This window comes from Escherichia sp. KTE31 (genome assembly GCF_000407925.1).
Classification (GTDB): Bacteria; Pseudomonadota; Gammaproteobacteria; order Enterobacterales; family Enterobacteriaceae; genus Escherichia; species Escherichia ruysiae.
Window position 1 is genome coordinate 914,722 of sequence record NZ_KE136722.1, and the last position, 25,333, is coordinate 940,054.

At 47.8% G+C, this 25,333-nt stretch carries 33 protein-coding genes, 1 tRNA gene and 1 pseudogene; 21 read left to right on the forward strand and 14 right to left on the reverse strand.

Annotated elements, in window-relative coordinates:
* Positions 1-3: 3 nt before the first annotated feature.
* The 4 genes from WES_RS16580 (at position 4) to WES_RS16565 (ending at position 2,972) form a co-directional block, all read left to right on the forward strand.
* Positions 4-456 (forward strand): GNAT family N-acetyltransferase, encoded by a 453-nt coding sequence (locus WES_RS16580; RefSeq protein ID WP_071599050.1) that lies wholly within the window; start codon positions 4-6, stop codon positions 454-456.
* Between the two features lie 193 nt (positions 457-649).
* Positions 650-1,789 (forward strand): RNA ligase RtcB family protein, encoded by a 1,140-nt coding sequence (locus WES_RS16575; RefSeq protein WP_016159293.1) that lies wholly within the window; start codon positions 650-652, stop codon positions 1,787-1,789.
* Positions 1,786-2,400 (forward strand): peptide chain release factor H, encoded by a 615-nt coding sequence (prfH, locus tag WES_RS16570; RefSeq protein ID WP_016159292.1) that lies wholly within the window; start codon positions 1,786-1,788, stop codon positions 2,398-2,400. The genes WES_RS16575 and prfH overlap by 4 nt, the downstream gene beginning before the upstream one ends.
* 62 nt (positions 2,401-2,462) lie before the next feature.
* Positions 2,463-2,972: a metal-dependent hydrolase gene (locus WES_RS16565; RefSeq protein ID WP_000469796.1), complete on the forward strand. Its 510-nt coding sequence runs from the start codon at positions 2,463-2,465 to the stop codon at positions 2,970-2,972.
* 16 nt (positions 2,973-2,988) lie between these two features.
* On the opposite strand, the gene WES_RS24635 is transcribed toward WES_RS16565, so the two are convergent.
* Both WES_RS24635 and pepD read right to left on the reverse strand, forming a co-directional pair.
* Complete coding sequence (locus WES_RS24635; RefSeq protein ID WP_032147818.1) at positions 2,989-3,231, reverse strand: hypothetical protein; 243 nt, start codon at positions 3,229-3,231, stop codon at positions 2,989-2,991.
* Between the two features lie 47 nt (positions 3,232-3,278).
* Positions 3,279-4,736: a cytosol nonspecific dipeptidase gene (pepD, locus tag WES_RS16555; RefSeq protein WP_016159291.1), complete on the reverse strand. Its 1,458-nt coding sequence runs from the start codon at positions 4,734-4,736 to the stop codon at positions 3,279-3,281.
* Between the two features lie 260 nt (positions 4,737-4,996).
* On the opposite strand from pepD, the gene gpt reads away from it, so the two are divergent.
* From gpt to crl, 3 genes are all read left to right on the forward strand, one after another.
* Complete coding sequence (gene gpt / locus WES_RS16550; protein ID WP_001291989.1) at positions 4,997-5,455, forward strand: xanthine phosphoribosyltransferase; 459 nt, start codon at positions 4,997-4,999, stop codon at positions 5,453-5,455.
* Between the two features lie 92 nt (positions 5,456-5,547).
* Positions 5,548-6,792, forward strand: a complete 1,245-nt coding sequence (gene frsA / locus WES_RS16545) for an esterase FrsA (RefSeq protein ID WP_000189561.1) — start codon at positions 5,548-5,550, stop codon at positions 6,790-6,792.
* A 57-nt stretch (positions 6,793-6,849) separates the two neighbouring features.
* Positions 6,850-7,251, forward strand: a complete 402-nt coding sequence (crl, locus tag WES_RS16540; RefSeq protein WP_000174679.1) for a sigma factor-binding protein Crl — start codon at positions 6,850-6,852, stop codon at positions 7,249-7,251.
* 99 nt (positions 7,252-7,350) lie between these two features.
* Here the strand turns inward: crl and phoE are convergent, their stop codons facing one another.
* Positions 7,351-8,406, reverse strand: a complete 1,056-nt coding sequence (gene phoE / locus WES_RS16535; RefSeq protein WP_016159290.1) for a phosphoporin PhoE — start codon at positions 8,404-8,406, stop codon at positions 7,351-7,353.
* Between the two features lie 287 nt (positions 8,407-8,693).
* On the opposite strand from phoE, the gene proB reads away from it, so the two are divergent.
* The 3 genes from proB to WES_RS16520 all read left to right on the forward strand — a co-directional run bounded on the left by proB (position 8,694) and on the right by WES_RS16520 (position 11,252).
* The gene (gene proB, locus WES_RS16530; RefSeq protein WP_001285269.1) at positions 8,694-9,797 is read left to right on the forward strand and encodes a glutamate 5-kinase; all 1,104 of its coding nucleotides are present in this window, start codon (positions 8,694-8,696) and stop codon (positions 9,795-9,797) included.
* Between the two features lie 11 nt (positions 9,798-9,808).
* Positions 9,809-11,062, forward strand: coding sequence for a glutamate-5-semialdehyde dehydrogenase (gene proA, locus WES_RS16525; protein ID WP_016159289.1), 1,254 nt, complete (start codon positions 9,809-9,811; stop codon positions 11,060-11,062).
* 114 nt (positions 11,063-11,176) lie between these two features.
* Positions 11,177-11,252, forward strand: a tRNA-Thr gene (locus WES_RS16520).
* Positions 11,253-11,266: 14 nt separating this feature from the next.
* On the opposite strand, the gene WES_RS16515 is transcribed toward WES_RS16520, so the two are convergent.
* The 8 genes and pseudogenes from WES_RS16515 to WES_RS23915 all read right to left on the reverse strand — a co-directional run bounded on the left by WES_RS16515 (position 11,267) and on the right by WES_RS23915 (position 15,557).
* Positions 11,267-12,385 carry a tyrosine-type recombinase/integrase gene (locus WES_RS16515; RefSeq protein WP_001132557.1) on the reverse strand — a complete coding sequence of 373 codons (1,119 nt, stop codon included), beginning with the start codon at positions 12,383-12,385 and terminating at the stop codon, positions 11,267-11,269.
* Positions 12,307-12,741, reverse strand: a complete 435-nt coding sequence (locus WES_RS24460; RefSeq protein WP_137272504.1) for a helix-turn-helix domain-containing protein — start codon at positions 12,739-12,741, stop codon at positions 12,307-12,309. The genes WES_RS16515 and WES_RS24460 overlap by 79 nt, the downstream gene beginning before the upstream one ends.
* Positions 12,657-12,962: a protein YfdT gene (gene yfdT / locus WES_RS16510; RefSeq protein WP_000206732.1), complete on the reverse strand. Its 306-nt coding sequence runs from the start codon at positions 12,960-12,962 to the stop codon at positions 12,657-12,659. The genes WES_RS24460 and yfdT overlap by 85 nt, the downstream gene beginning before the upstream one ends.
* Complete coding sequence (locus WES_RS16505; RefSeq protein WP_016159288.1) at positions 12,962-13,324, reverse strand: phage protein; 363 nt, start codon at positions 13,322-13,324, stop codon at positions 12,962-12,964. Before WES_RS16505 ends, yfdT begins: the two co-directional genes overlap by 1 nt.
* Complete coding sequence (yfdR, locus tag WES_RS16500; RefSeq protein WP_000008249.1) at positions 13,315-13,851, reverse strand: 5'-deoxynucleotidase; 537 nt, start codon at positions 13,849-13,851, stop codon at positions 13,315-13,317. Before yfdR ends, WES_RS16505 begins: the two co-directional genes overlap by 10 nt.
* Positions 13,852-13,979: 128 nt before the next feature.
* Positions 13,980-14,804: a YfdQ family protein gene (locus tag WES_RS16495; RefSeq protein WP_016159287.1), complete on the reverse strand. Its 825-nt coding sequence runs from the start codon at positions 14,802-14,804 to the stop codon at positions 13,980-13,982.
* Between the two features lie 65 nt (positions 14,805-14,869).
* On the reverse strand, positions 14,870-15,232 hold the full coding sequence (gene yfdP / locus WES_RS16490; protein WP_000135682.1) for a protein YfdP: 363 nt from the start codon (positions 15,230-15,232) through the stop codon (positions 14,870-14,872).
* 14 nt (positions 15,233-15,246) lie between these two features.
* Positions 15,247-15,557, reverse strand: a pseudogene (locus WES_RS23915) (hypothetical protein).
* Positions 15,558-15,792: 235 nt separating this feature from the next.
* On the opposite strand from WES_RS23915, the gene WES_RS16485 reads away from it, so the two are divergent.
* Positions 15,793-16,266, forward strand: a complete 474-nt coding sequence (locus WES_RS16485; protein WP_016159286.1) for a hypothetical protein — start codon at positions 15,793-15,795, stop codon at positions 16,264-16,266.
* A gap of 384 nt (positions 16,267-16,650) precedes the next feature.
* On the opposite strand, the gene WES_RS16480 is transcribed toward WES_RS16485, so the two are convergent.
* A complete protein-coding gene (locus WES_RS16480) occupies positions 16,651-17,343 on the reverse strand; it encodes an XRE family transcriptional regulator (RefSeq protein ID WP_001353346.1) in 693 nt (230 codons plus the stop codon).
* Positions 17,344-17,440: 97 nt separating this feature from the next.
* Here WES_RS16480 and WES_RS16475 point away from each other — a divergent pair, with 97 nt between their 5' ends.
* The 10 genes from WES_RS16475 (at position 17,441) to WES_RS16430 (ending at position 22,916) form a co-directional block, all read left to right on the forward strand.
* Positions 17,441-17,701 carry a helix-turn-helix domain-containing protein gene (locus WES_RS16475; protein ID WP_001191672.1) on the forward strand — a complete coding sequence of 87 codons (261 nt, stop codon included), beginning with the start codon at positions 17,441-17,443 and terminating at the stop codon, positions 17,699-17,701.
* Positions 17,694-18,251 (forward strand): protein YmfL, encoded by a 558-nt coding sequence (gene ymfL / locus WES_RS16470; protein WP_000515846.1) that lies wholly within the window; start codon positions 17,694-17,696, stop codon positions 18,249-18,251. Before WES_RS16475 ends, ymfL begins: the two co-directional genes overlap by 8 nt.
* A 175-nt stretch (positions 18,252-18,426) precedes the next feature.
* Complete coding sequence (locus tag WES_RS22315) at positions 18,427-18,606, forward strand: DUF4222 domain-containing protein (protein ID WP_071599046.1); 180 nt, start codon at positions 18,427-18,429, stop codon at positions 18,604-18,606.
* Positions 18,596-19,537: a helix-turn-helix domain-containing protein gene (locus WES_RS16460; RefSeq protein ID WP_000104942.1), complete on the forward strand. Its 942-nt coding sequence runs from the start codon at positions 18,596-18,598 to the stop codon at positions 19,535-19,537. The genes WES_RS22315 and WES_RS16460 overlap by 11 nt, the downstream gene beginning before the upstream one ends.
* Positions 19,534-20,028, forward strand: coding sequence for a PerC family transcriptional regulator (locus tag WES_RS16455; RefSeq protein WP_016159284.1), 495 nt, complete (start codon positions 19,534-19,536; stop codon positions 20,026-20,028). The genes WES_RS16460 and WES_RS16455 overlap by 4 nt, the downstream gene beginning before the upstream one ends.
* Positions 20,028-20,354: a LexA family protein gene (locus WES_RS16450; RefSeq protein WP_000210156.1), complete on the forward strand. Its 327-nt coding sequence runs from the start codon at positions 20,028-20,030 to the stop codon at positions 20,352-20,354. Before WES_RS16455 ends, WES_RS16450 begins: the two co-directional genes overlap by 1 nt.
* Positions 20,351-20,740, forward strand: coding sequence for a RusA family crossover junction endodeoxyribonuclease (locus WES_RS16445; protein ID WP_016159283.1), 390 nt, complete (start codon positions 20,351-20,353; stop codon positions 20,738-20,740). Before WES_RS16450 ends, WES_RS16445 begins: the two co-directional genes overlap by 4 nt.
* Before the next feature lie 19 nt (positions 20,741-20,759).
* Positions 20,760-21,557 (forward strand): KilA-N domain-containing protein, encoded by a 798-nt coding sequence (locus WES_RS16440; protein WP_016159282.1) that lies wholly within the window; start codon positions 20,760-20,762, stop codon positions 21,555-21,557.
* 7 nt (positions 21,558-21,564) lie between these two features.
* Positions 21,565-22,554, forward strand: a complete 990-nt coding sequence (locus WES_RS16435; RefSeq protein WP_016159281.1) for a DUF968 domain-containing protein — start codon at positions 21,565-21,567, stop codon at positions 22,552-22,554.
* 17 nt (positions 22,555-22,571) lie between these two features.
* Positions 22,572-22,916 (forward strand): antiterminator Q family protein, encoded by a 345-nt coding sequence (locus WES_RS16430; RefSeq protein ID WP_016159280.1) that lies wholly within the window; start codon positions 22,572-22,574, stop codon positions 22,914-22,916.
* Here the strand turns inward: WES_RS16430 and WES_RS16425 are convergent.
* Together WES_RS16425 and WES_RS16420 are read right to left on the reverse strand one after the other, a co-directional pair.
* The gene (locus tag WES_RS16425) at positions 22,909-24,135 is read right to left on the reverse strand and encodes a hypothetical protein (RefSeq protein ID WP_016159279.1); all 1,227 of its coding nucleotides are present in this window, start codon (positions 24,133-24,135) and stop codon (positions 22,909-22,911) included. The two genes, WES_RS16430 and WES_RS16425, sit on opposite strands and share 8 nt — an antisense overlap.
* A complete protein-coding gene (locus tag WES_RS16420; RefSeq protein ID WP_224691776.1) occupies positions 24,132-25,280 on the reverse strand; it encodes a nucleoid-associated protein in 1,149 nt (382 codons plus the stop codon). The genes WES_RS16425 and WES_RS16420 overlap by 4 nt, the downstream gene beginning before the upstream one ends.
* Between the last annotated feature and the right edge of the window lie 53 nt (positions 25,281-25,333).

Here is a 25,333-nt window from a genome sequence, read left to right on the forward strand (position 1 = left end):
ATTATGAATAACATACAAATAAGAGACTATCAGCCTGGCGATTTTCAGCAACTATGCGCTATTTTCATTAGAGCGGTTACGATGACTGCCAGTCAGCATTATTCACCGCAACAAATTGCCGCCTGGGCGCAGATTGATGAATCTCGCTGGAGGGAGAAACTCGTGCAATCACAAGTGCGGGTTGCGGTCATTAATGCACAACTGATCGGCTTTATTACCTGCATTGAACACTATATCGATATGCTATTTGTTGACCCGGAATACACCCGCTGTGGTGTCGCTAGTGCCTTGTTAAAACCTTTTATTAAGTCTGAATCCGAACTTACGGTTGATGCCAGCATAACCGCAAAATCCTTTTTTGAACGTTATGGTTTTCAGGTAGTTAAGCAGCAGCGCGTTGAATGCCGGGGAGAGTGGTTTACTAATTTTCATATGCGTTATAAACAGCAACATTAAATCCGGCTTGCAATGAAAATAACGCCAACCTAGTATGTGCGCGTTTTGTTATTCCACAAACTGCAAGGAGGTAAATCATGACAAATCCTTTATCAATGACTCTTTGCAGACCTTTCCAGGATTAATTCTTTTTTTCTTGCCCTGGATTCGTCTGCCATTTCCTGATTTTTTATGTTTATAAATGGAATGGTACATGGGCAAATATATTCGTCCCTTATCCGATGCGGTATTTACTATCGCATCCGATGACCTGTGGATCGAAAGTTCAGCGATCCAACAATTACATACCACGGCAAATTTACCCAACATGCAACGCGTAGTAGGGATGCCTGATTTACACCCCGGACGCGGCTACCCGATTGGAGCAGCGTTCTTCTCCGTAGGTCGTTTTTACCCGGCACTGGTCGGCAATGATATCGGCTGCGGCATGGCGCTATGGCAAACAGATATCCTTACCCGCAAATACAACGCCGATAAGTTCGAAAAGCGATTATCTGCGCTGGATGACGTTGCTGAAGAAAGCTGGCTGGAGGAAAACCTGCCGTCAGCATTTGCACAGCACCCGTGGCGCAGCGCGCTTGGCTCCATCGGTGGCGGTAACCACTTCGCAGAACTGCAACAGATTGATCAAATCATCGACGCTGAACTGTTTGCACTGGCAGGCCTGGATGCGCAGCATCTGCAACTGCTGGTCCATAGCGGCTCGCGTGGTTTCGGGCAGTCTGTTTTACAAAAACATATTGCCTCATTTTCGCACCATGGTTTGCCGGAAGGCAGTGACGACGCGCTACGTTATATCTCGGAGCATGACGATGCGCTGGCGTTTGCTCGCATGAATCGCCAGATGATCGCTCTGCGCATAATGCAGCAGGTGAAAGCCAGCGGAAGTCCGGTTCTGGATGTGGCGCATAACTTTATTACCGCGAGTCAAATTGGCGATCAACAAGGCTGGTTACACCGTAAAGGGGCTACGCCAGATGACAGCGGCCTGGTGGTTATACCGGGTTCACGCGGTGATTACTCATGGCTTGTACAGCCTGTCAGTAGCGAAGAAACATTGCACTCGCTGGCTCATGGGGCAGGGCGCAAATGGGGACGCACCGAGTGTAAAGGGCGGCTGGCAGCGAAATACACGACGACGCAACTCTCACGTACTGAACTTGGTAGCCGGGTAATTTGCCGCGATAAACAACTCATCTTTGAAGAAGCGCCACAAGCCTATAAATCGGCTGAAAGCGTGGTGCAATGTCTGGTGCAGGCCGGTTTAATTATTCCTGTCGCGCGGCTGCGTCCGGTGCTGACGCTCAAAAACAGTGGAGGGAAAAAAGGATGATTTTGCTACAACTCTCCTCAGCTCTGGGGCCGGAAGAATGTTGTCTCGCAGTCAAAAAGGCGCTGGACAGGCTAATTAAAGAAGCATCCCAACAGCGTGTTGCGGTAACGGTGCTGGAAACAGAAACGGGGCGCTATTCAGACACGCTGCGTTCGGCACTGGTTTCTCTGGATGGCGATAACGCACTGGCATTAAGTGAAAGCTGGTGCGGTACTATCCAGTGGATTTGCCCCAGCCCATACCGGCCTCATCACGGGCGTAAAAACTGGTTTCTTGGTATTGGACGTTTTACCGCTGATGAGCAGGAACAATCAGATGCGATCCGTTATGAGACGCTGCGTTCGTCGGGGCCGGGCGGTCAACATGTTAATAAGACCGACTCGGCGGTGCGCGCCACGCATCTGGCTACCGGGATTAGCGTGAAGGTTCAGTCAGAGCGCAGCCAGCATGATAACAAACGGCTGGCGCGATTGCTGATTGCCTGGAAGCTGGAACAACAGCAACAGGAAAATAGCGCAACGCTGAAATCGCAGCGGCGAATGTTCCATCACCAGATTGAACGTGGTAACCCGCGACGGACATTTACAGGGATGGCATTTATCGAAGGGTAATTGAGGAACGTCTCCCGCCGTTTTCTTCGTGAAAGCGGCGGACAAAAACGAAAGGAATCGTCATGTTTATTGGTCATCTTCCTGCTGGATATTTAATAACTTGTACTTTAGTGAAACGCTTGCCGCTGATTGCTCGTCATGCGCGCTGGGCGATGATTATTGGCTTAGTCGGGGCCGTTGCACCCGATTTCGATCTCTTCTGGTGCTATCTGGTGGATAATGGGCAACGACATCATCATCTTTACCCGTCTCATTGGCCATTATTATGGTTTGCTCTGCTGGCGGCGACATTAGTCTGGGCAGGAATAGCGAAGAATAAACTGCCGGCGTGGTTGGGCGTGGTGTTTTGCCTGAATAGTATCGTGCATTTATTACTCGATACGCTGGTCGGTGATATCTGGTGGCTGATGCCTTTCGTTAACCAACCATTTGCACTCTTTCATATTACGGCGATACATCATCCGTGGTGGCTCAATTTTTTATTACACTGGTCGTTTTTACTGGAACTGGCATTAGTGGCTGCCGCCATTGCCATGTGGTGCAGACGTAATGCCAAAATGGTAAAAGCATGAAAAAATTATTCTGACTTTAAGCGGCGTAACATGTTTCCTGGGGAAATTCTCCAGTGGTTAAGTATGTTCTTCTGACTTTTCCCCAGGCTCTGAACATATAAAAATTCTGCTTTTCACCCTTAAGTTCTTTCACGGATTCCAGCGCAAAATTTTCTTTAGTGATCAGAAATTCCCCCCATGAAATATGGTCGCAACTATATAAATATGCGACCTTTTCCTGGGTTTCATAATGTTTTGTTATTTCGATATAGATAGCCATTGACTTCAAACAGAAGTCCACGCCCGCAGGCGTGGACTTCATCGTTATTACTTCGCAGGAATTTCTTTCAGCAGTTCAGTCAGAAGCCGCCAGTAGTGACCAACGCTTTCGATATGAACTTGTTCATCCGGAGAGTGTGGACCGGTGATAGTCGGCCCGATAGAAACCATGTCCATTTCCGGATACGGTTTTTTGAACAGACCACATTCCAGACCCGCGTGGATAATCTGGATGTTCGGCGTCTTGTTGAACAGACGCTGATAGGTTTCACGTACCAGATGCATCACCGGAGAGTTAGCATCCGGCTGCCAGCCAGGATATGCGCCTTTCGCTTCGGTTTTCGCGCCAGCCAGTTTACCCAGCGAATCCAGCATACTGACCACGTAGTCTTTACCGCTGTCGATCAGAGAACGGATCAGGCAGTGAATTTCTACGTTGTTGTCGGTCATGGTCACCACACCTACGTTCAGTGAGGTTTCAACCACGCCTTTTGCCACGTCGGAGTTGCGGATCACACCGTTCGGGGTGGCGTTCAGCAGACGAATAAAGGTATCGCGAGATTTAGCGGTCAACGCAGTTTTGTCGTTCGCTACTGAATCCAGCATTAATGCCAGGTTTTTCTCTTTCTCTGCCAGCTCGTTTTTCAGGATCTCCTGATAGGTATTCACCAGCGATTTCAGTGCGTCGACTTTATCAGCTGCGACAGCAATGGTTGCAAAGGCTTCACGCGGGATGGCGTTACGCAGTGTGCCGCCGTTGAAATCGATAAGGCGCAGATCCAGTTCTTCCGCATGACCTGCCAGGAAGCGCACTAGCAGTTTGTTCGCATTACCCAGGCCAACGTGGATTTCACCGCCGGAGTGACCACCTTTCAGACCTTTTAAGGTTAATTTAAAGGTTTCAAAGCCAGCCGGAACTGTTTCACGGTCTAAATGCAGGTTGGAGGTGAAGTCGATACCACCCGCGCAGCCCATGTAGATTTCACCTTCTTCTTCAGAGTCGGTGTTAATCAGAATATCTGCCTGTAACCAGTTGCTCTGTAAGCCGAACGCACCGTCCATACCAGCTTCTTCGGTCATGGTCAGCAGCACTTCCAGCGGGCCGTGTACCACGTTGTCATCGGCAAGCACCGCCAGCGCAGAGGCCATGCCAATGCCGTTATCTGCACCGAGCGTGGTGCCGCGTGCTTTAACCCATTCGCCATCAATATAAGGCTGGATAGGATCTTTGGTGAAGTCGTGCACGGTGTCGTTGTTTTTCTGCGGCACCATATCGAGGTGAGCTTGTAAGACGACCGGTTTACGATTTTCCATACCTGCGGTGGCAGGTTTACGAATCAGGATATTCCCCACTTGATCGCGTTCGACATGGAAACCTTTTTCTTTTGCCCAACCTACAATGTATTCAGCAAGCTGCTCTTCGTGGTAGGACGGGTGAGGAATAGAACAGATTTTGGCAAAAATATCCCACAGTGGCTGTGGAGATAATTGAGACAGTTCAGACACGTTAAGTCTCCTTGTCGATCACCCGCAAAACAGTATTGCAGGTCACAGGGTTAGCAGAAAATGTTGTCAGCACAAGTCAGGCTTGCGAGATATGTTTGAGAATACCACTTTATCCAGCGACAGGTAGTAGCAGTGCGCAAAAAGACGCGGACTTATGTGAAATACTGGTTTTTAGTGCGTCAGATCTCTATAATCTCGCGCAACCTATTTTCCCCTCGAACACTTTTTAAGCCGTAGATAAACAGGCTGGGACACTTCACATGAGCGAAAAATACATCGTCACCTGGGACATGTTGCAGATCCATGCACGTAAACTCGCAAGCCGACTGATGCCTTCTGAACAATGGAAAGGCATTATTGCCGTTAGCCGTGGCGGTCTGGTACCGGGTGCGTTACTGGCGCGTGAACTGGGTATTCGTCATGTCGATACCGTTTGTATTTCCAGCTACGATCACGATAACCAGCGCGAACTGAAAGTGCTGAAACGTGCAGAAGGCGACGGTGAAGGTTTCATCGTCATTGATGATCTGGTGGATACCGGTGGTACTGCGGTTGCGATTCGTGAAATGTATCCTAAAGCGCACTTTGTCACCATCTTCGCTAAACCGGCTGGTCGTCCACTGGTTGATGATTATGTTATTGATATCCCACAAGATACCTGGATTGAGCAACCGTGGGATATGGGTGTGGTATTCGTTCCGCCTATCTCTGGTCGCTAATCTTTTCAACGCCTGGCTTTTCCGGGCGTTGTTCTTTTTAACTGCAGGCGAGTTACAATAGCTTCCAGTAAGTATTCCTGGAGGTTGCATCCATGACACAGGCAAACCTGAGCGAAACCCTGTTCAAACCCCGCTTTAAACACCCTGAAACCTCGACGCTTGTCCGCCGTTTTAATCACGGTGCACAACCGCCTGTGCAGTCGGCTCTTGATGGCAAAACTATTCCCCACTGGTATCGCATGATTAACCGCCTGATGTGGATCTGGCGCGGCGTTGATCCGCGTGAAATCCTCGACGTCCAGGCGCGTATTGTGATGAGCGATGCCGAACGCACCGACAATGATTTGTACGATACGGTGATTGGTTATCGTGGCGGTAACTGGATTTATGAGTGGGCCACCCAGGCGATGTTGTGGCAACAGAAAGCGTGCGCGGAAGAAAATCCACAAGTCAGCGGTCGTTACTGGCTGCACGCAGCGACGTTGTACAATATTGCTGCCTATCCACACCTGAAGGGTGATGATCTGGCAGAACAGGCGCAGACGTTATCAAACCGCGCTTATGAAGAAGCGGCGCAACGTCTGCCAGGAACGATGCGGCAAATGGAATTCACTGTGCCGGGGGGCGCGCCCATCACCGGGTTTCTCCATATGCCAAAAGGCGATGGTCCATTCCCGACAGTATTAATGTGTGGTGGTCTGGATGCGATGCAAACGGACTATTACTCCCTTTATGAGCGTTATTTTGCGCCGCGCGGCATTGCGATGTTGACTATCGATATGCCTTCGGTTGGTTTTTCTTCAAAATGGAAACTCACCCAGGATTCCAGCCTTCTGCATCAGCATGTGTTAAAGGCGCTGCCTAACGTGCCGTGGGTGGATCACACACGCGTTGCGGCCTTTGGTTTCCGTTTTGGTGCTAACGTCGCTGTACGTCTGGCTTACCTTGAATCGCCGCGTCTGAAAGCTGTGGCCTGTTTAGGTCCAGTGGTTCACACCTTGCTGAGTGATTTTAATTGCCAGCAACAGGTGCCGGAAATGTATCTTGACGTTCTGGCGAGTCGTTTAGGGATGCACGATGCTTCCGATGAAGCGTTACGTGTAGAGCTGAATCGCTATTCATTGAAAGTGCAAGGGTTGCTGGGACGTCGCTGCCCAACGCCAATGTTATCAGGCTTCTGGAAGAACGATCCGTTCAGCCCGGAAGAGGATTCACGATTAATCACTTCGTCATCTGCTGACGGTAAATTGTTAGAAATTCCATTTAATCCTGTGTATCGGAATTTTGACAAAGCACTCCAGGAAATTACCAACTGGCTCGAAAAGCGATTGTGTTAAAAATTTGCTAAATTTTTTCAATTTGGTAAAACAGTTGCTTCACAACAGGAGATCGCAATGACGTTACCGAGTGGACACCCGAAAAGCAGATTGATCAAAAAATTTACCGCACTAGGCCCGTATATTCGTGAAGGTAAGTGCGAAGATAATCGATTCTTTTTCGATTGTCTGGCTGTATGCGTCAATGTGAAGCCGGCGCCGGAAGTGCGTGAGTTCTGGGGCTGGTGGATGGAACTGGAAGCGCAGGAATCCCGTTTTACCTACAGTTACCAGTTTGGTCTGTTCGATAAAGCAGGCGACTGGACGCATGTTCAGGTAAAAGATGCGGAAGTGGTTGAGCGGCTGGAGCACACTCTGCGCGAGTTTCATGAAAAGCTGCGTGAACTGCTGGCGACGCTGAATCTGAAGCTGGAACCGGCGGATGATTTTCGTGATGAGCCGGTGAAGTTAACGGCGTGAGTGAAAAGTGCCGGATGCGATGTTTGAGCATCTCTTCCGGCCTGAAATAGTGGTTTTCGTAGGCCGGATAAGGCGTTCACGCCGCATCCGGCAATATTATTAAAACTGATATGTCATTCCTATCGCGACAATATCATCATTATTAATATTCAACTTATTATCGCTATCCAGCTGGTTGATTTTATAATCAACAAACGCTGACATGTTTTTGTTGAAATAATACGTGGCACCGACATCAATATAATTGACCAGATCCTCATCACCGATACCTTCAATATCTTTTCCTTTCGATAGCACATAACCTAAAGATGGACGCAGACCAAAGTCGAATTGGTATTGAGCGACAGCTTCAAAATTCTGTGTCTTATTAGCAAAGCCGCCAGAAATTGGCGTCATTTTACGCGTTTCAGAATAGAAGGTTGCCAGGTAAATATTATTGGCATCGTATTTAAGACCCGTAGCCCACGCTTCGGCACGTTTGCCCGTACCACGGCTTTGCAGGTTCTGCTCGTTGGTGCGATCAGAGTTGGTATAGGCTCCACTGATAGCGAAATCGCTGCCGCCAAAGTCATACGTCAGTGAAGTACCAAACCCATCGCCGTTCTGCTTTTTAACATCGCGGTTTTCGTTTTTCCCTTGATATTGCAGGGTTAAGTTCAGGCCATCAATAACGCCGAAGAAGTCGGTGTTCCGATACGTCGCCAGCCCGCTGGCGCGTTTGGTCATAAAGTTGTCGGTCTGCGCCGAGGAGTCGCCACCAAATTCCGGGAACATATCGGTCCAGGCTTCGACGTCATACAGCGCGCCCAGGTTACGTCCATAATCGAAAGAACCTAAATCCTTATATTTCAACCCGGCAAAAGCGAGACGCGTTTTTTGCTGTGCGGTATCACTCTCCGCTTTATTTCCGGCAAACTCCGCTTCCCACCGACCATAACCGGTCAGTTGATCATTAATTTGTGTTTCACCTTTAAAACCAAAACGGATATAACTCTGGTCGCCATCTTTACTGTCATTATCACTCATATAATGCATGGCTTTAACTTTGCCATAGACATCCAGTTTATTACCGTCTTTGTTATATATTTCTGCGGCCTGTACGGATGCAGATGCCACAATACCCATCACCACTAATGCCATAGTGCTCTTTTTCATTTTCATTCCTGATTTTAATTAACGCGCGAATATTCAGCGGGAGAGACCCGTTCAAAACAGGAAAGTTTTTAACCTGAGATTGTTAAAGATATATTACAGATTAATAATATTCTTAAAATGTGGTAATTTATTAAATCTGTAATAAAAACGTAAACAACTGCCGCTACGCTTGCTGATCCCGCGCAACAAAACGCTATGCTTTGCTAGCAGATGGTTGGCAACCGGCGACAGTCCTGCTAAAACGTTCGTTTGATATCATTTTTCCTAAAATTGAATGGCAGAGAATCATGAGTGACAGCCAGACGCTGGTGGTAAAACTCGGCACCAGTGTGCTAACAGGCGGATCGCGCCGTCTGAACCGTGCCCATATCGTAGAACTTGTTCGCCAGTGCGCGCAGTTACATGCCGCCGGGCATCGGATAGTCATTGTGACGTCGGGCGCGATTGCCGCCGGACGTGAGCACCTGGGTTACCCGGAACTGCCGGCGACTATCGCCTCGAAGCAACTATTGGCGGCGGTAGGGCAGAGTCGACTGATTCAACTGTGGGAACAACTCTTTGCAATTTACGGCATTCACGTCGGGCAGATGCTGCTGACCCGTGCCGATATGGAAGACCGTGAACGCTTCCTGAACGCCCGCGATACGCTGCGTGCGCTGCTCGATAACAACATTGTTCCGGTAATTAATGAGAATGATGCTGTTGCTACGGCGGAGATTAAAGTCGGCGATAACGACAACCTTTCTGCGCTGGCGGCGATTCTGGCGGGTGCCGATAAACTGTTGCTGCTGACCGATCAAAAAGGTTTGTATACCGCTGACCCGCGCAACAATCCGCAGGCAGAACTGATTAAAGATGTTTACGGCATTGATGACGCACTGCGGGCGATTGCCGGTGACAGCGTTTCAGGTCTCGGAACCGGCGGTATGGGCACCAAATTGCAGGCTGCTGACGTGGCTTGCCGTGCGGGGATCGATACTATTATTGCCGCAGGTAACAAGCCGGGCGTCATTGGTGATGCGATGGAAGGGATTTCTGTCGGTACGCTGTTCCATGCCCAGGCAACGCCTTTAGAAAACCGTAAACGCTGGATTTTTGGCGCGCCACCAGCAGGGGAAATTACCGTTGATGAAGGGGCGACCGCCGCCATTCTTGAACGCGGCAGCTCCCTGTTGCCGAAAGGTATTAAAAGCGTGAGCGGCAACTTCTCGCGTGGTGAAGTGATCCGCATTTGCAACCTCGAAGGTCGCGATATTGCTCATGGCGTCAGCCGTTACAACAGCGATGCATTGCGTCGCATTGCCGGACACCACTCGCAAGAAATTGATGCAATACTGGGATATGAATATGGCCCGGTTGCCGTTCACCGTGATGACATGATTACCCGTTAAGGAGCAGGCCGATGCTGGAACAAATGGGCATTGCCGCGAAGCAAGCCTCGTATAAATTAGCGCAACTCTCCAGCCGCGAAAAAAATCGTGTGCTGGAAAAGATCGCCGATGAACTGGAAGCACAAAGCGAAAGCATCCTCAACGCTAACGCCCAGGATGTTGCTGACGCGCGTGCCAATGGCCTTAGCGAAGCGATGCTTGACCGTCTGGCACTGACGCCCGCGCGACTGAAAGGCATTGCCGATGATGTGCGTCAGGTGTGTAATCTCGCCGATCCGGTGGGGCAGGTGATTGATGGTGGTGTGCTGGATAGCGGTTTGCGTCTGGAGCGTCGTCGCGTGCCGTTGGGGGTGATTGGCGTAATTTATGAAGCGCGCCCGAACGTGACGGTTGATGTCGCTTCCCTGTGCCTGAAAACCGGTAACGCGGTGATCCTGCGCGGTGGTAAAGAAACCTGTCGCACCAACGCTGCAACGGTGGCGGTGATTCAGGACGCCCTGCAATCCTGCGGTTTACCGGCAGGTGCTGTACAGGCGATTGATAATCCGGATCGCGCGTTGGTCAGTGAAATGCTACGCATGGATAAATACATCGACATGCTGATCCCTCGCGGCGGGGCTGGTTTGCATAAACTGTGCCGCGAACAGTCGACAATTCCGGTGATCACGGGCGGTATTGGCGTCTGCCATATTTACGTTGATGAAAGTGCAGAGATCGCTGAAGCCCTGAAAGTAATCGTCAACGCGAAAACCCAGCGCCCGAGTACGTGTAATACGGTAGAAACGTTGCTGGTGAATAAAAACATCGCTGATAGCTTCCTGCCTGCATTAAGCAAGCAAATGGCGGAAAGTGGCGTGACATTACACGCTGATGCAGTTGCATTAGCGCAGTTGCAAGCAGGCCCCGCGAAGGCGGTGGCTGTTAAAGCGGAAGAGTACGACGATGAGTTTCTGTCATTAGATTTGAACGTCAAAATCGTCAGCGATCTGGACGATGCCATCGCGCATATTCGTGAACACGGCACGCAACACTCTGATGCGATCCTGACCCGCGATATGCGCAACGCCCAGCGTTTTGTTAACGAAGTGGATTCCTCCGCTGTTTACGTTAACGCCTCTACGCGTTTTACCGACGGCGGCCAGTTTGGTCTGGGGGCGGAAGTCGCGGTAAGCACACAAAAACTCCACGCGCGCGGCCCAATGGGGCTGGAAGCACTGACCACTTACAAGTGGATCGGCATTGGTGATTACACCGTTCGTGCGTAAATAAAACCGGGTGATGCAAAAGTAGCCGTTTGATTCACAAGGCCATTGACGCATCGCCCGGTTAGTTTTAACCTTGTCCACCGTGATTCACGTTCGTGAACATGTCCTTTCAGGGCCGATATAGCTCAGTTGGTAGAGCAGCGCATTCGTAATGCGAAGGTCGTAGGTTCGACTCCTATTATCGGCACCATTAAAATCAATAAGTTACACATCATTAGTACCTTCCTTATTTTTTGACTGGGACAAATTTGGGACCGATGGGTTCAGGATCGAGTCTATTTGCCGTGCGTGTTCGGTAAGGTGATTAGGTGCAAGGTGAGCATATCGACGAACCATTTCGATAGACTCCCAGCCTCCCATTTCCTGTAACACTGACAAAGGGACTCCGGCTTGAACCAGCCAACTTGCCCAGGTGTGTCTCAAGTCGTGAAATCTGAAATCATCAATACCAGCCCGTCTCAGCGCCGCTTTCCAGGCTGTGTTTGCGTCATACCGCATCTTCCTTACTGTTGGCGCTTTCGTTCCGTCTGGTTTGGTACAGCTTTCCTTGTACACAAATACCCAACGGTGATGATTCCCGATTTGTTTTTTCAATACGCGACATGCAGTATCATTCAGCGCAACGCCAATTGCGCGGTTTGATTTACTCTCTTCCGGGTTTATCCATGCCACCCGGCGCTGCATATCTATTTGTTGCCATTCAAGGTTGATGATGTTCGAGCGTCTTAAGCCTGTTGCCAGTGCAAATTCAACAACAGACTTTAATGGCTCCGGACATTCATCAATCAGCCTTTGTGCTTCATGGGGCTCCAGCCAGCGGATCCGTTTATTCTTTGGTTGAGGCACTTTAATAATTGGTGCCTTATCCAGCATTTTCCATTCACGCTCTGCGGCTCTTAGTAGGGCCTTTATAAATGAAAGATGCGTAGCCTTCGTTGCAACGGACGCTGGTTTTGGCGTGTATTCTGGAACAGGTTTCCCTTTTTTTCTGCATGCTTCTGCCCTGAGTTTCCAGTTTTCCTCATGACGCCGGTTCGTCATTTTCTGCATTGCTGAATAAATTTTTGATTCAGTAATGTCTCTTAGTTGCATTCCTGCGAAATGTTGAAGCCAGAATCCGATCCGGCTTTTGTCATCGTCCAGTGATTTTTTATGTGCTTTCTCTTCAAGCCACCTGACACAAGCTTCCTCGAACGTTATATCAGGTATTTCACCAAGTTTGCTGACCCGCCATGCTTCAGCCTTTAGCTTGTCATGGAGTTCTGTCGCCTGCCTTTTGTCCTTTGTTCCAAGAGACTGTTTAAATCTTTTACCGTTCGGCAATGTGAAACTGGCGTACCATATTTCACCTCTGCGGAAGAGTGACATTTTCTTTCCTCTGTTATGCCATCACCCGCGCTCACCAGGACAGTATGCAGCGGAGACTGAAGAGCCGCAATGCAGGCTTGTCGTGTTGTGAGGTAAGGAGATTTATTCTTAGTGGGATCTTTGCGTGTTGCCTGAAGACGCCCTGTGCGTATCCAGTTAATGGCAGTCGGTCTGGATATCTTGAGAAAATGACAGGCCTCATCGAGTGTGAGGCTGTATGGCTCCATTATTTCACCTCTTGTTGTGACATTGTTGAAAAATGGATACCAGCTCGTTGCTGCCAGACGATCCAACCGAGAGTCATATCCCATGCCATGTATTCGTTATCGCCGTTTTTTGCTCTCCGACGATCTACTAAGTCACCGAAACGCTTTTCCATGAATAATTCATAAGCTTCGCGTTCATCTGGTTCTACTTCCAGAGATAGGAGTGCGATTTCATAAGCACGGCGCTCAATATCGTCTCGCACGTCAAGGCTGCTGATACGCTCTTTAATTTCTTTAATCAGTTCTTTGTCGGTAAAAGTGGTCATTATGCTCCAGCCTCCGGTGCTTTTGGCATTACTGCCCAGTGAGTGATATTGACGTTTTCAAGGTCCCCGACCTGAAATGTCCACTGCCATTCTCCTGTTTCTTTTTGTCCCCAGGTGTACCAGAGAGAACGCCAGCCAATTAGCCAGCCTTCTCCGTTAGCATCGAATAACAAAACACTTTCATTTGCTGGTGGCAGTTCAGTTGACACTGGTATTGCTTTGTTTTCCTGTGCTGCACATTTAGCTTCAAGCGCATCGAATTTGCGCACCAGGTATTCAGCATCTGTTTCATTCACTTTCAGATCTCGCGGTACATATCTCCCACGAAGAAACCCTTCCATTTCGAAAACATTCATGCGCATTTGCGTAACTCCGATAACTCGTTAAAACGTTCCATAAACATCCCGTAGGCATGGCCCGGTGCCAGTGGAATCACGTTGAACATCTCTGTTGCCGGGATGCCTTCCAGTACAGGCCAGAAAGAGCCATCATCAAGCCCGAGATCGCGGCGTTCGGTTGCCAGCATGATGAGATCGGCATATTTCACAGGCGTGCTCATAACCGGGGGTAACCCGTATTTCTCACGGATTACGGCGTCTATTTTTTCTTCCATCCGTTTATAGTCAGGAAGAAGGCGTTTCAGTGGCGCGGGGATGTCCTGACAATAAGCTTCTGTTGCATCATGCATTAACGCTTCAAAAGCAAATTCCTGCGGTACCAGCTGGCTGCAAAGCACCGCATGTTGGGCGACGCTGTAGAAGTGTGAAAGATGTCCTGCAAAGCGACAGATATTTGAAAGGGAAACCGCGATATCGTTAATATCGATGTTGTCTTTATTTATCCTGTCATAATAAAAATGCTTCCCGGAAAAAGTTTTAATAAATGACATTTTGTTCTCCACGTTATATGCGCTGCACCGCGCTGAAATTTGGTTAAAGAAAAACCTCGCCATCAGGCGAATATTGAGTCAATTACGTTTCCATAAATGCCCCCGCAGGGGCATTTGCAGTAATGAAATCAGGCGGTGAAAGTACCAATAAAGGTTTCTACTTTGCTGTCTTTGAACTTCTCAACAAGCAGATCACGAAATTCGTTAGCCATTTCCTCCTGCACTGCTTCCAGCTGAATAATGCGTAGTATCAGTACAGGACGATCGCCAGTGATAATGCTGAGGCGTAATTTAAACGGACGTTCTTTCAGACCTTCAAACGGAACGCATTTAAATTCAAATGCCACTGGCATAATGTCTTTGGTCTTCGCTTCGACAGACTCCATCAGGGAGCGTTTGCCGCTGAAGTCATTATCTTCAAAATCAGCGGTCTGGTTCGCTTCAATTGTGATTTTACGGATCGCCGCAGCCGCTTTGGTTGCCTGAATGGCGTCACCATTAGCATCAAAGCCCACAAGGTAGTCGGCCCAGTCTTCAATCCATTCTGCCAGTGACTTCTGGGAGTTACGCTCGCCGTTAACAGACAACAGGGCAGAGAACGGTGCTGTCTTTTTCAGTTTGAGAGTGGCGGTGTTATCTGCGTGACCTGGTTCATCAATAGTACCCAGGTTAAGCACACTGACGGCTCGCATATTATCGGCATCGATAAAGCAGCGGGTGCCTTCATCTGCAAGATCTTTAGAATAACGGGTAAAGTCATCGATGCTGGCAGTGGAAAGCGCACCACGGAAACGGAAGCGATTTAAATTAAATTTTTCCAGATCATGAATGCGGAAATTCTCAGGCAATGCCACAGCATCGGCACCAATCTTACTGATAATTTCATTAACACCCTGAGCAGAAATAAGGGCATGGATTTGATTAATTGCGGTTGCGTCTAAGTTCTGAGACATAATAAGTCCTCACTATATAAAGATATTCAGTGATGAGATAAATAATCAGTTTATTAAGAACGATATTAACGACCTGCTGCGCGGAGTTTTCCGTCAGGCTCACCGGCAAGAGTCAGTAATTGTCCCTGGTCTTCCTGCAGAATAGTCAGGCGACCACCGCGATTGACATACATCGGCGTTTCGGTGGTGTCTTCTTCGGAAATTTTCCCGCGGTTAGTCGGGCGAACATATGAGAGTTTGTGTTTGATTTTCACTCGGTTCTCATCAAACGGTTCGATTTCTAGGTTGAGCGAGACCTTACCTTTGGTTTTCGTGTTCATCACACCGGAAGCGACTTCACTGAGAACTGCGCCGATTTTGGTTTCAAATACGCCGCCGTCCAGCTCCCCGATAAATGCCTGCACATCAGTACTGCGTTCGCTAGCCATTTTGCTGCTCCTCATCATATCGACCCTGCAAGGTCGGTTAGTTTCTCCACAAAACAGAGAAGAACACCTGCGGTGGCAGCCGCCCGGATGGATTGGGTTATGAGCCCGTCGTCCGGTGATGCTCTTCTCTGTTTTGTAAAAAGAGCGGTACCAGCCGGAAGCAAGGGTACAAACTGGTACCGCCAGGACTACACACAGCATAAAGTTGTGGTGCCGGGTGCCTCCCGGTGCCTGGCGAAGGTTGCACACCAGGCGGGTGGGTATCCACAGAAGGTCGACTGTCAGCCTCAACCTTAACCCGCGTGCGCTGAGCCGCATTCACCACAACGCTAAGAATTCTCTCTGGTTGAAAATACTTAGCTGTTATGTGCCTGCTTTTAGCCACATCAGGCGAGGTGGACCTGGTTATTCCCCAACAACAAGGATTCGGTTAATCTGGTTATCCCCAACAACAAAAGGATTTTTTTTATGAAGTGCAATGGCTATGAAGAGCGGCACATGCCTCCTTACAAGAGGCCAGAACCACCGCCAAAACCTGATGATTCAGACTGAGGTGAAACATGTCCCGGCGTGACTTGATATTTGATCTTCATTATTCGCATTACCTCGAAAAGATGTTTGCAACATTGACTGGTCGCATCGACCGGTTGATGACTTTCCTAATTATTTTGTCGGGATGTGGTGTTTTTGTTTCTATCACTGGCTACGTTTGGTTTGGCGCATTTATCGCAGCCTTATCGGTTAGCCAAGTTGTTTATCAATTCTCCCGCTCTTCAGGTATTGCAACTGAACAAGCTCGCTTATATCTGGAACTAATCACCGATGAACCTTCTCTTACGGAAGAGGAATTACTCGCGCGTTTTAAACATTTGCAAAACGCCGATTCAAAACCTTGGGGTTGCCTGGAATTACCAGCTCAGAAAAGAGCAACGATTGTACTGGGCCTTACTGATACAACCAGGGAACTCTGCAAGCAAGAGGTGTTCGCCGCATGGTTGGCTGGAGATCTACCGAGGAAAAATCCCCATGGTTGAAAGAGCTGGTGGTCATAAACCGGCTAACCCAAGACCTCCACAACCAGTTGGGCCAAAGCCTAAAGCTTGATTGTTGATGGATACCCAGATTGTTAAAGAGCGAAGCGTCCTGTAGGGCGCTTTTTTGTTGCTAACGAATCATCCTGGACTTCATATGCCCCAGGCGGCTACTTAGTGGGCGTCCTGCCTGTTCATTTTTGACATTTACTGACCGCTTACGACACAGGCACCATGTTGCAACCAGATTTTGTTGTAATCCTGTAGTTGGTCTGGAACAAAAGATAAAATTAAATTGCGAGGCATGCAAGTAATATTTGCGGGATTTGCAAAATGATGGAGGGATAAAAAGCCACCTTTCGGTGGCTGATGGATGGGATATTGAGGTTAATTATGTCTCTTAAGGGTTTGCGACTGACTGATTAAGACCTTTCCAAAGACCATGAATCGGTGTTCGTTTTCGCTAGTAATTCCCCATTCACGGTAAATCTGGTTATCAGAAATCACCAGCAGTTTGTCAGGAATCATTTGAAGTCTTTTAACGTATATTTTGTCATCAAAACCAAAGACATATATACCATCACCATCAAACTGATTGATGCTGACATCAACGAAGATGAGATCTCCTGGCTCAATGGTTGGACACATACTGTCCCCACGAACGTTGATAACTTTGATGTGATTGGCTGGTCGTCCGCCGAACATTGATACAGCATTATCAGTTCTGTATTCGATGGCATGAATCACATCAATGACATCACCGCCCTGGATAAGGCCATTTCCCGCACTGGCACTGATATCCAGCATTTCAATACGGAACACATCCTTCACCTGCGCAACATCCTCATTATTACTGTTTTTATATACAGTATTGCTTTTGAGGGCAGAGGTAAAGAGATCAGCAATATCAACACCTAAGCTCTTGGCAATATTACTCAGTGTTTGTTCGGTAAATTGTTTCTGCTTACCCGTTTCTAAGCGCGAGATGTTCGCCGCATCTACTCCTATTGCTTCAGCGAGATCGGCGATTTTCATGTTCTTCGCTTGGCGAAGTTGTCTGACTCGGTTTCCTATGTTCATGCGTTTATTACATTTCTTTATTGCGTGATAAGCAAATCAACTTGCGCAAAATACTTGCGTGAAATAACATGCATAACGCGCAATATTTGGAGGGTATATGCAATCACCATTACGAAATGTGCGTAAGGCGCATGGTTTCACTTTGCAGCATGTTGCTGCGGGTGTTCAAGTCAATCCAGCGACGTTGAGTCGTATTGAGAGGCTGGAGCAGATTCCATCTATCGAGCTTGCAGAACGTTTAGCCAATTTTTTTAAGGGTGAAATCAGCGAAATGCAGATTCTTTATCCGGCACGTTTTCAATCTAGCCAAAACCAGAATGGGTTTAAACCACAGGAACAGGAGGTGAACCGTGGGTAAGCATCACTGGAAAGTAGAAAAACAGCCTGAGTGGTACGTGAAAGCAGTCAGAAAAACTATCGCAGCGTTGCCGGGGGGTTACGCTGAAGCAGCTGACTGGCTGGATGTAACAGAGAACGCATTATTTAACCGCCTTCGTGCCGATGGCGATCAAATTTTCCCGCTGGGATGGGCAATGATTTTACAACGTGCTGGTGGCACTCACTTCATTGCTGACGCTGTGGCGCAGTCTGCAAATGGCGTCTTTGTGTCTCTTCCTGACGTCGAGGATGTGGATAACGCCGATATTAACCAGCGCCTGCTGGAAGTCATTGAACAGATTGGCAGTTATTCCAAACAGATTCGTTCGGCAATCGAAGACGGTGTGGTGGAACCGCATGAGAAGACAGCAATTAACGACGAGCTGTATCTCTCAATTTCGAAGCTGCAGGAGCATGCAGCACTTGTCTACAAAATTTTTTGCATTTCAGAAAGTAATGACGCCCGCGAGTGTGCAGCTCCGGGCGTCGTGGCGTCGATTGCTTCTGGTTGTGGAGAAACTAACGCATGAACAGTTTAACAACACACTACCGTCGCTCGCAACTGATTGCACTTCCTGTACCAGGTGGAAAAGCGAAGGTGGAGTATTGCTATGCAGTAAATGTACCAGGTGACAGGGAAATTGTAACCCACAGCTTTGCAGAGTGGGCTGTGGGTGATTTCAACCGGCAGAAGGAGGCAGTCCTTTGCGACAAGTTAACCGCTGGTTCAAAGATCACTACGGAGTGCCCGTCAGAGTCATTCGTTGGGAGCCGGAAACACAACGGGTTATCTACCTCCGCGGAGGTTATGAGCATGAATGCTTCAGTCCGCTCGAACAGTTTCGTCGTAAATTCAGGGAAATAGAGGCCGGTCATGAGCACTAAATTAACCGGCTATGTATGGGATGGTTGCGCTGCATCAGGCATGAAGTTATCCAGCGTGGCAATTATGGCCCGCCTGGCTGATTTCAGTAATGACGAAGGTGTGTGCTGGCCATCAATTGAAACCATTGCCCGTCAGATTGGCGCGGGGATGAGTACCGTCAGAACGGCTATCGCACGGCTGGAAGCAGAAGGCTGGTTAACGCGTAAGGCGCGTCGCCAGGGTAACCGCAATGCGTCGAATGTTTATCAGCTTAACGTTGCGAAGCTTCAGGCAGCGGCATTTTCTCAACTGTCAGATTCTGACCCGTCAAAATCTGACGCATCAAAATCTGACCCGTCAAAATTTGATGCGTCGAAATCTGGCAAAAAAGCGGGTTTTCACCCGTCAGAATCTGGCGGGGATCCGTCAGTAAAATCAAAACATGATCCGTCAGATAAAAAACCTTCTCGTCCGGACGCTTCGCAACCGGACACGCAGACGGCTGAACAGGATTTTTTAACTCGCCATCCTGATGCGGTTGTATTCAGCCCTAAAAAGCGCCAGTGGGGGACGCAGGATGATTTGACCTGTGCACAGTGGCTCTGGAAAAAAATCATTGCCCTGTACGAGCAGGCCGCCGAATGTGACGGCGAGGTGGTTCGTCCCAAAGAACCGAACTGGACAGCCTGGGCAAACGAAATTCGCCTGATGTGTGTGCAGGATGGTCGTACTCACAAACAAATCTGCGAGATGTACAGCCGCGTCAGCCGCGATCCGTTCTGGTGCCGTAACGTGCTCAGCCCGTCAAAGTTGCGGGAAAAATGGGATGAGCTTTCCCTGCGCTTATCGCCGTCCGTCAGCACGTACACCGAAAAACGCGAAGACCCGTACTTCAAAGCCAGTTACGACAACGTGGACTATAGCCAGATCCCGGCAGGATTCAGGGGATGATCATGAGTCTGTTAAATGACGTTCAGAAATTCATTGAAGCCCATCCGGGGTGTACTTCTGGAGACATTGCGGATGCTTTTGCAGGTTACTCACGGCAGCGCGTTCTGCAGTCTGCAAGCAAGTTACGTCAGAGTGGGCGTGTGGCTCACCGTTGTGAAGGAGATACACGCAGACATCTCCCGCGCCTGACTGAGAGAGCGCAGGAACCGGAACCACAACCGGTTCGAGAAACCAGACCTGTGCGCAATTTCTATGTCGGCACTAACGATCCACGGGTGATTTTGTGCCTGACCCGCCAGGCTGAAGAACTGGAGTCCAGGGGCTTATACCGTCGTGCTGCAACCGTGTGGATGGCGGCATTCCGTGAAAGCCACTCCCAGCCAGAACGAAACAATTTTCTGGCGCGTCGTGAGCTGTGTTTACGGAAAAGCAGCAAGCGCGCTGTATCGAGTGATGAGTGGTATCTGTCAGGGAATTACGTGGGGGCGTAATGACGACGTTAACTCAATGCCAGCAGCAGGTGCTGGATATGCTGATTTCTTATCAGAAAGAGCGTGGCTTTCCGCCAACCAATCAGGAGGTGGCAACCATGCTGGGATACCGTTCAGTGAATGCAGCGGTAGAGCATCTTCGCGCACTGGAGAAAAAAGGCGTCATCACGATAAAGCGTGGCGTGGCCCGGGGGATAACGCTTCATACCGCGGTGAAGGACGACGACAGCGAGGCGGTCGGGATTATCCGCGCACTGCTTGCCGGTGAGGAAAACGCAAGGCTGCGTGCAACCCACTGGTTACATGAGAGGGGCCTGAAAGTATGAAGCTGATCCTGCCTTTTCCGCCCAGCGTGAACACGTACTGGCGACACCCCAACAAAGGGGCGTTTGCTGGTAAGAGCCTGATAAACGCGGTGGGGCGAAAATTCCAGAGCGCAGCGTGCGCAGCAATAGTTGAGCAGTTACGTCGTCTGCCGAAACCAACGTCGGCACCTGCTTCAGTGGAGATCGTGTTGTTTCCTCCGGATAACCGGATCCGCGATCTGGACAACTATAACAAGGCGCTGTTTGACGCCCTGACCCACGCGGGTGTGTGGGAAGACGACAGTCAGGTGAAAAGAATGCTGGTGGAGTGGGGACCGGTTATCCCGGAAGGGAAGGTCGAGATCACTATCAGTAAGTACGAGAAAACGGCGGGTGCAGCCGCCTGATCAAGAGGAGAAACGAAGTATGAATAATCTGATGGTCATTGATGGTATTGAAGTTCGTCGTGATGCTTATGGTCGTTACAGCCTGAACGATCTGCACAGGGCTGCCGGTTCTCTGGATAAGCATAAGCCTGCATTCTGGCTCCGCAATGAGCAAACTGAACGTTTAATAAGCGAGTTGCAGATTTGCAACTCGGTCAATATAGAGCCAGTTAACGTTATTCGTGGCGGAAATAACCAGGGGACGTATGTCTGCAAAGAACTGGTGTATGCCTATGCAATGTGGATCAGCCCGTCATTCCATCTGAAGGTGATCCGTACTTTCGACATGGTAACCAGCACACCGGAAAAATTATCCGGACAGGCTGCTGACAAGATGCAGGCTGGCGTGATTCTGCTGGACTTTATGCGCAGGGAGTTAAACCTGTCTAACTCTTCAGTGCTTGGTGCCTGTCAGAAACTCCAGGAGGCTGTTGGCTTACCGAATCTGGCACCGCGCTATGCCATTGATGCTCCAGCTGATGCACACGATGGCTCAAGTCGCCCGACACTGTCACTGAGTGCACTGCTGAAACAGTATGGTATCCGCCTGACGGCTAATCAGGCATATCACCAGATGGTGAAGCTGGGGATCGTCGAGCAGCGCGAACGATACAGCCGTACCGCGATTAACAACATCAAAAAATTCTGGTCGCTGACAGCGAAAGGCTGCATGTTCGGCAAGAACATCACCAGTCCCGCAAATCCGCGCGAGACGCAGCCGCATTTCTTCGAATCCCGATTCCCTGAGCTGTTAAAGCTGCTCGATACCGTTCATTGAGGTGACCGTGAGAGCACTACTGACCCCTGAAATTGCCCCGCGTATGGGGATCGTATTGTTCAGGCCAGGTTCAGAGCTGATGCCCCTGTTTATGCAGGGGCGTGTCCTGCTGGAGCCTGAGCCGGAGCGTTATTCATCTTTCGCCAGTGGTGCCGTTCCGGCGGCATCACAACCGCTGGCGGATGATCCTGCCGTTCGGGCCGTGTTCCGCGATGAGGCAGTGATCCGTCGTGCTGGTGGCGTGGAATGTCTTGAAAGCTGGTTACTTCGTGAAAAAGGCTGCCAGTGGCCTCATTCCGACTGGCACAGCGAGAACATGACCACAATGCGACACGCTCCGGGTGCAATCCGTCTGTGCTGGCACTGCGATAACCAGCTGCGCGATCAGTTCACGGAACGGCTGGAATCAATGGCAACGGATAACTGTGCCCGCTGGGTGTTGTCTGTTGTGCGTCGGGATCTCGGTTTTGATGATAGTCACGTTGTGACAATGCCGGAACTATGCTGGTGGCTGGTTCGTAATGACCTGGCGGATGCCTTACCGGAAAGTGCAGCCCGTAAGGCACTGAGATTACCGAAGCCTGTTGTGCCGTCTGTCACCCGGGAAAGTGACCTTGTTCCTTCGGTTCCTGCCACCAGCATCATCCAGGATAAGGCGAAAAAGGTGCTGGCGCTGAAAGTGGAGCCGGAGTCGCCGGAGTCTTTTATGTTACGCCCCAAACGTCGCCGCTGGGTTAATGAAAAGTACACGCGCTGGGTTAAGACACAGCCGTGTGCATGTTGTGGAAAGCCTGCTGATGATCCCCACCACCTGATAGGTCACGGTCAGGGTGGAATGGGAACAAAAGCGCATGACCTTTTTGTGTTGCCTTTGTGCAGAAAGCATCACGACGAGCTGCATGCGGATACCGTGGCATTTGAAGAGAAGTATGGCTCCCAGCTGGAGCTGATATTTCGTTTTATCGATCGTGCGCTGGCAATTGGCGTGCTGGCCTGATTTTGTGGAGAAAGTTGATGCGTGATATGTATGAAGTTTTAGACCGCTGGGGAGCGTGGGCTGCAGCAGATAACAGTGGTGTGGACTGGCAGCCGATAGCAGCAGGCTTTAAGGGGCTTTTACCTCATGGTAAAAAAATACGCCTTCAGTGTGATGATGATGAAGGCATCATGATAGACGGCTGTGTTGCCCGCTTGTGTAAGTATAAACCAGACGAATATGAGCTGATCATTGCTCACTTCGTTATAGGTATTTCACTGCGTTCTATTGCGAAGAGACGCAGATGCTCAGATGGAACAATCCGGAAGCAATTGCAGACTGCGTTAGGTTTCATTAATGGGGTTATGTACATGCTCAAGTAATATTTGGCATTAATTTAAATAAAATACCGATGATGCCTATGAATGTAGGCATCCATGCTAGTGATAATAAACTGTCAAGCACCTTATGACAAAAATCCTCATTGTCATTTAATTTTTTAATAGCCTCTTCTAAGCTCTCTTTAAGATCGCTGGTGTCATCCTTTATTCTATATCTTAATTGTCCAAAAAGTATTTCTTTAGAGTGTGAAATACGAGCGAGTTGTTTTTTTTGTGACACAATCATTGCAGATGTTATTATTGCTGTGATAATCAATCCAATTAAAGCAATAATCCAATCAGTTTTTGTTGTTAATTTGAAAATAGCAATTGAACCAGCTAGTGAAATAGGTATTGCAAGAGCTTTGTTAGAAATTTCTGAAATTATTTTTGACAGTTTTTCTGAGTAATCGAGTTCAGCATCAACAACTTCTTTCCTTGCTTTATGAAAAGAAAATGCCGACATATAAGCAGCTAAGTTGTTCGTATAAAGTTCGCATATGAAATCCCACTTGTTAATTAACTCGACAAAGGAATTTCCATTTTTATTAACATACTCAATAACTGTGTTTCTGAAAGTGTTAATCTTTTCAATGTGATGGGCATCAGTAGTAGCTTCACTACTTACTAATGTTTTAACTAACTGAGTATTTACTGTTTTATCATTAAAAATTTCTTCTGTAATATTTGTTTCAATTACAGCAGAAGAAGATTTAGACTCTGAGTTTAAAATAAAGACTAAACGATAAAATGTACCTTTGCTATCTTTTTTTATATCATGGAAATGAGCAAGCATGGAAAGAGCATTGATTAGCTCACAAATGTCCTCAATTTTTTGGATATAAGAAGGTTTTGGTGTTTCTAATGAATAGAAATCATCCTCTATAATATAGAAATACTCTGGCATTATGCCTTTCTTGAGCGTGTTTATTTTTACAAACTCGTTTTTATTTTTATAAAAACGATTCGCACTTCCTTGTGAAATTTTAAACGAGTATGTAAGAAAATTTCCCTTTTCAGGAAAGTCTTCATAATCATAAATTAAATGACCATCCACCTCTATTTCGTCAGCTGTACCAGCTTGAAAAGTAGGGTTCAAAATTCTTTTGAACAATGATTTTACGTCTGCATTATAAGCTATACGCGCAGAAAACTTAGCCCCGTCAAAATGAGGATAGCTTGATAATCTATACAGATTAACTATTATACTAAAATCATTCATTCTTTATCTTCTTCATTACTCGGGTTATCAGTTTCTTTCAACGCTCTTCTTATCTTAGTTAATGCTTCAACAGGCAAATTATTAAATGTTAGGCTTTGGTTTTCGTCATCATAATATATTTTAGCATCAGTTGTGACACCGAGTAAATCCTTGTCGAAGTGAAAGCTCAATGATGGGGTTTTATATATCACATTGCGGATTTTATCTAAGGAGTTTTTATTGATTACGAACTCTGATGGGATTCTGACTTCCTCACTATTGAGGTGTTTCATTAATTTATCAACAAGTTCTGTTTTTTCTTCCTCTTTTAAATCGGACATATGGCCTGAAGCAAGCGATTCGATATCAGAAAGCCTTGCAGAGTGCTCGTTGTCAAATTGCTTTTCTAAGTATTTGATAACATCATTTCTAAATGACTCTGCTTGATTTTTTAAAAGAGGTTCTTTCTTAAAGAAACGCCTTATTTCATCTGGTAACTTACGGGTTGCACCTGCTGAAGCAATCCCCTTGTCACATCCTAATGCTGCTATAAAATATGCTGCCGCTGACTGTCCCGTAGTTTTGCTTATAAAGCTTAGATAACTTAAGTCTGTTTTTTTTAAGTCATCTGCTTTTTGGTATTCTTCATAATATCTGAAATTTATTTTTGCTGCTTGGTTAATATTGCCAAGTTCTAAGTGAATCATTTCCTCTGGCTCTAAATTTTCACTAATAGTTACGCCATTAGTTTTTTTGATCATTGTAACCAATAGATAACGGAAACCAGATAAAATATAATCAGTAAAAACAACATATCCTCCAGAAGCCCAAATCTGCTCTTGAGCAGATTTATACATTTGTTTCATAACTTCCTTCGATAATTCAATGAAATCACTTGAAACAGATTGTTGAACTAAAGAGTATTTATGAAATAGTTCTGGTATAGGGCCTTGCTTTGTTTTATTTTTAATAAAAACACCATAATGCGCTGAGTTCCCTTTTGAACCATACAAATCAATAACACCGTCTACTAATTTTTTTACTATATCATTTGTTTTATCTAGTTCTGTATCACGAAGATTGTATGGTTTGGAGTGATCGAAGTCTTTATTAGATTCTTTTAAGAGCTCATGAACGATTACGTGGCGTATGCTTACTTTGCTCATTTTTTTGGTCAATTCCATGCGGTTAAGCTAACAATTGTAAAGAGCATAATAAA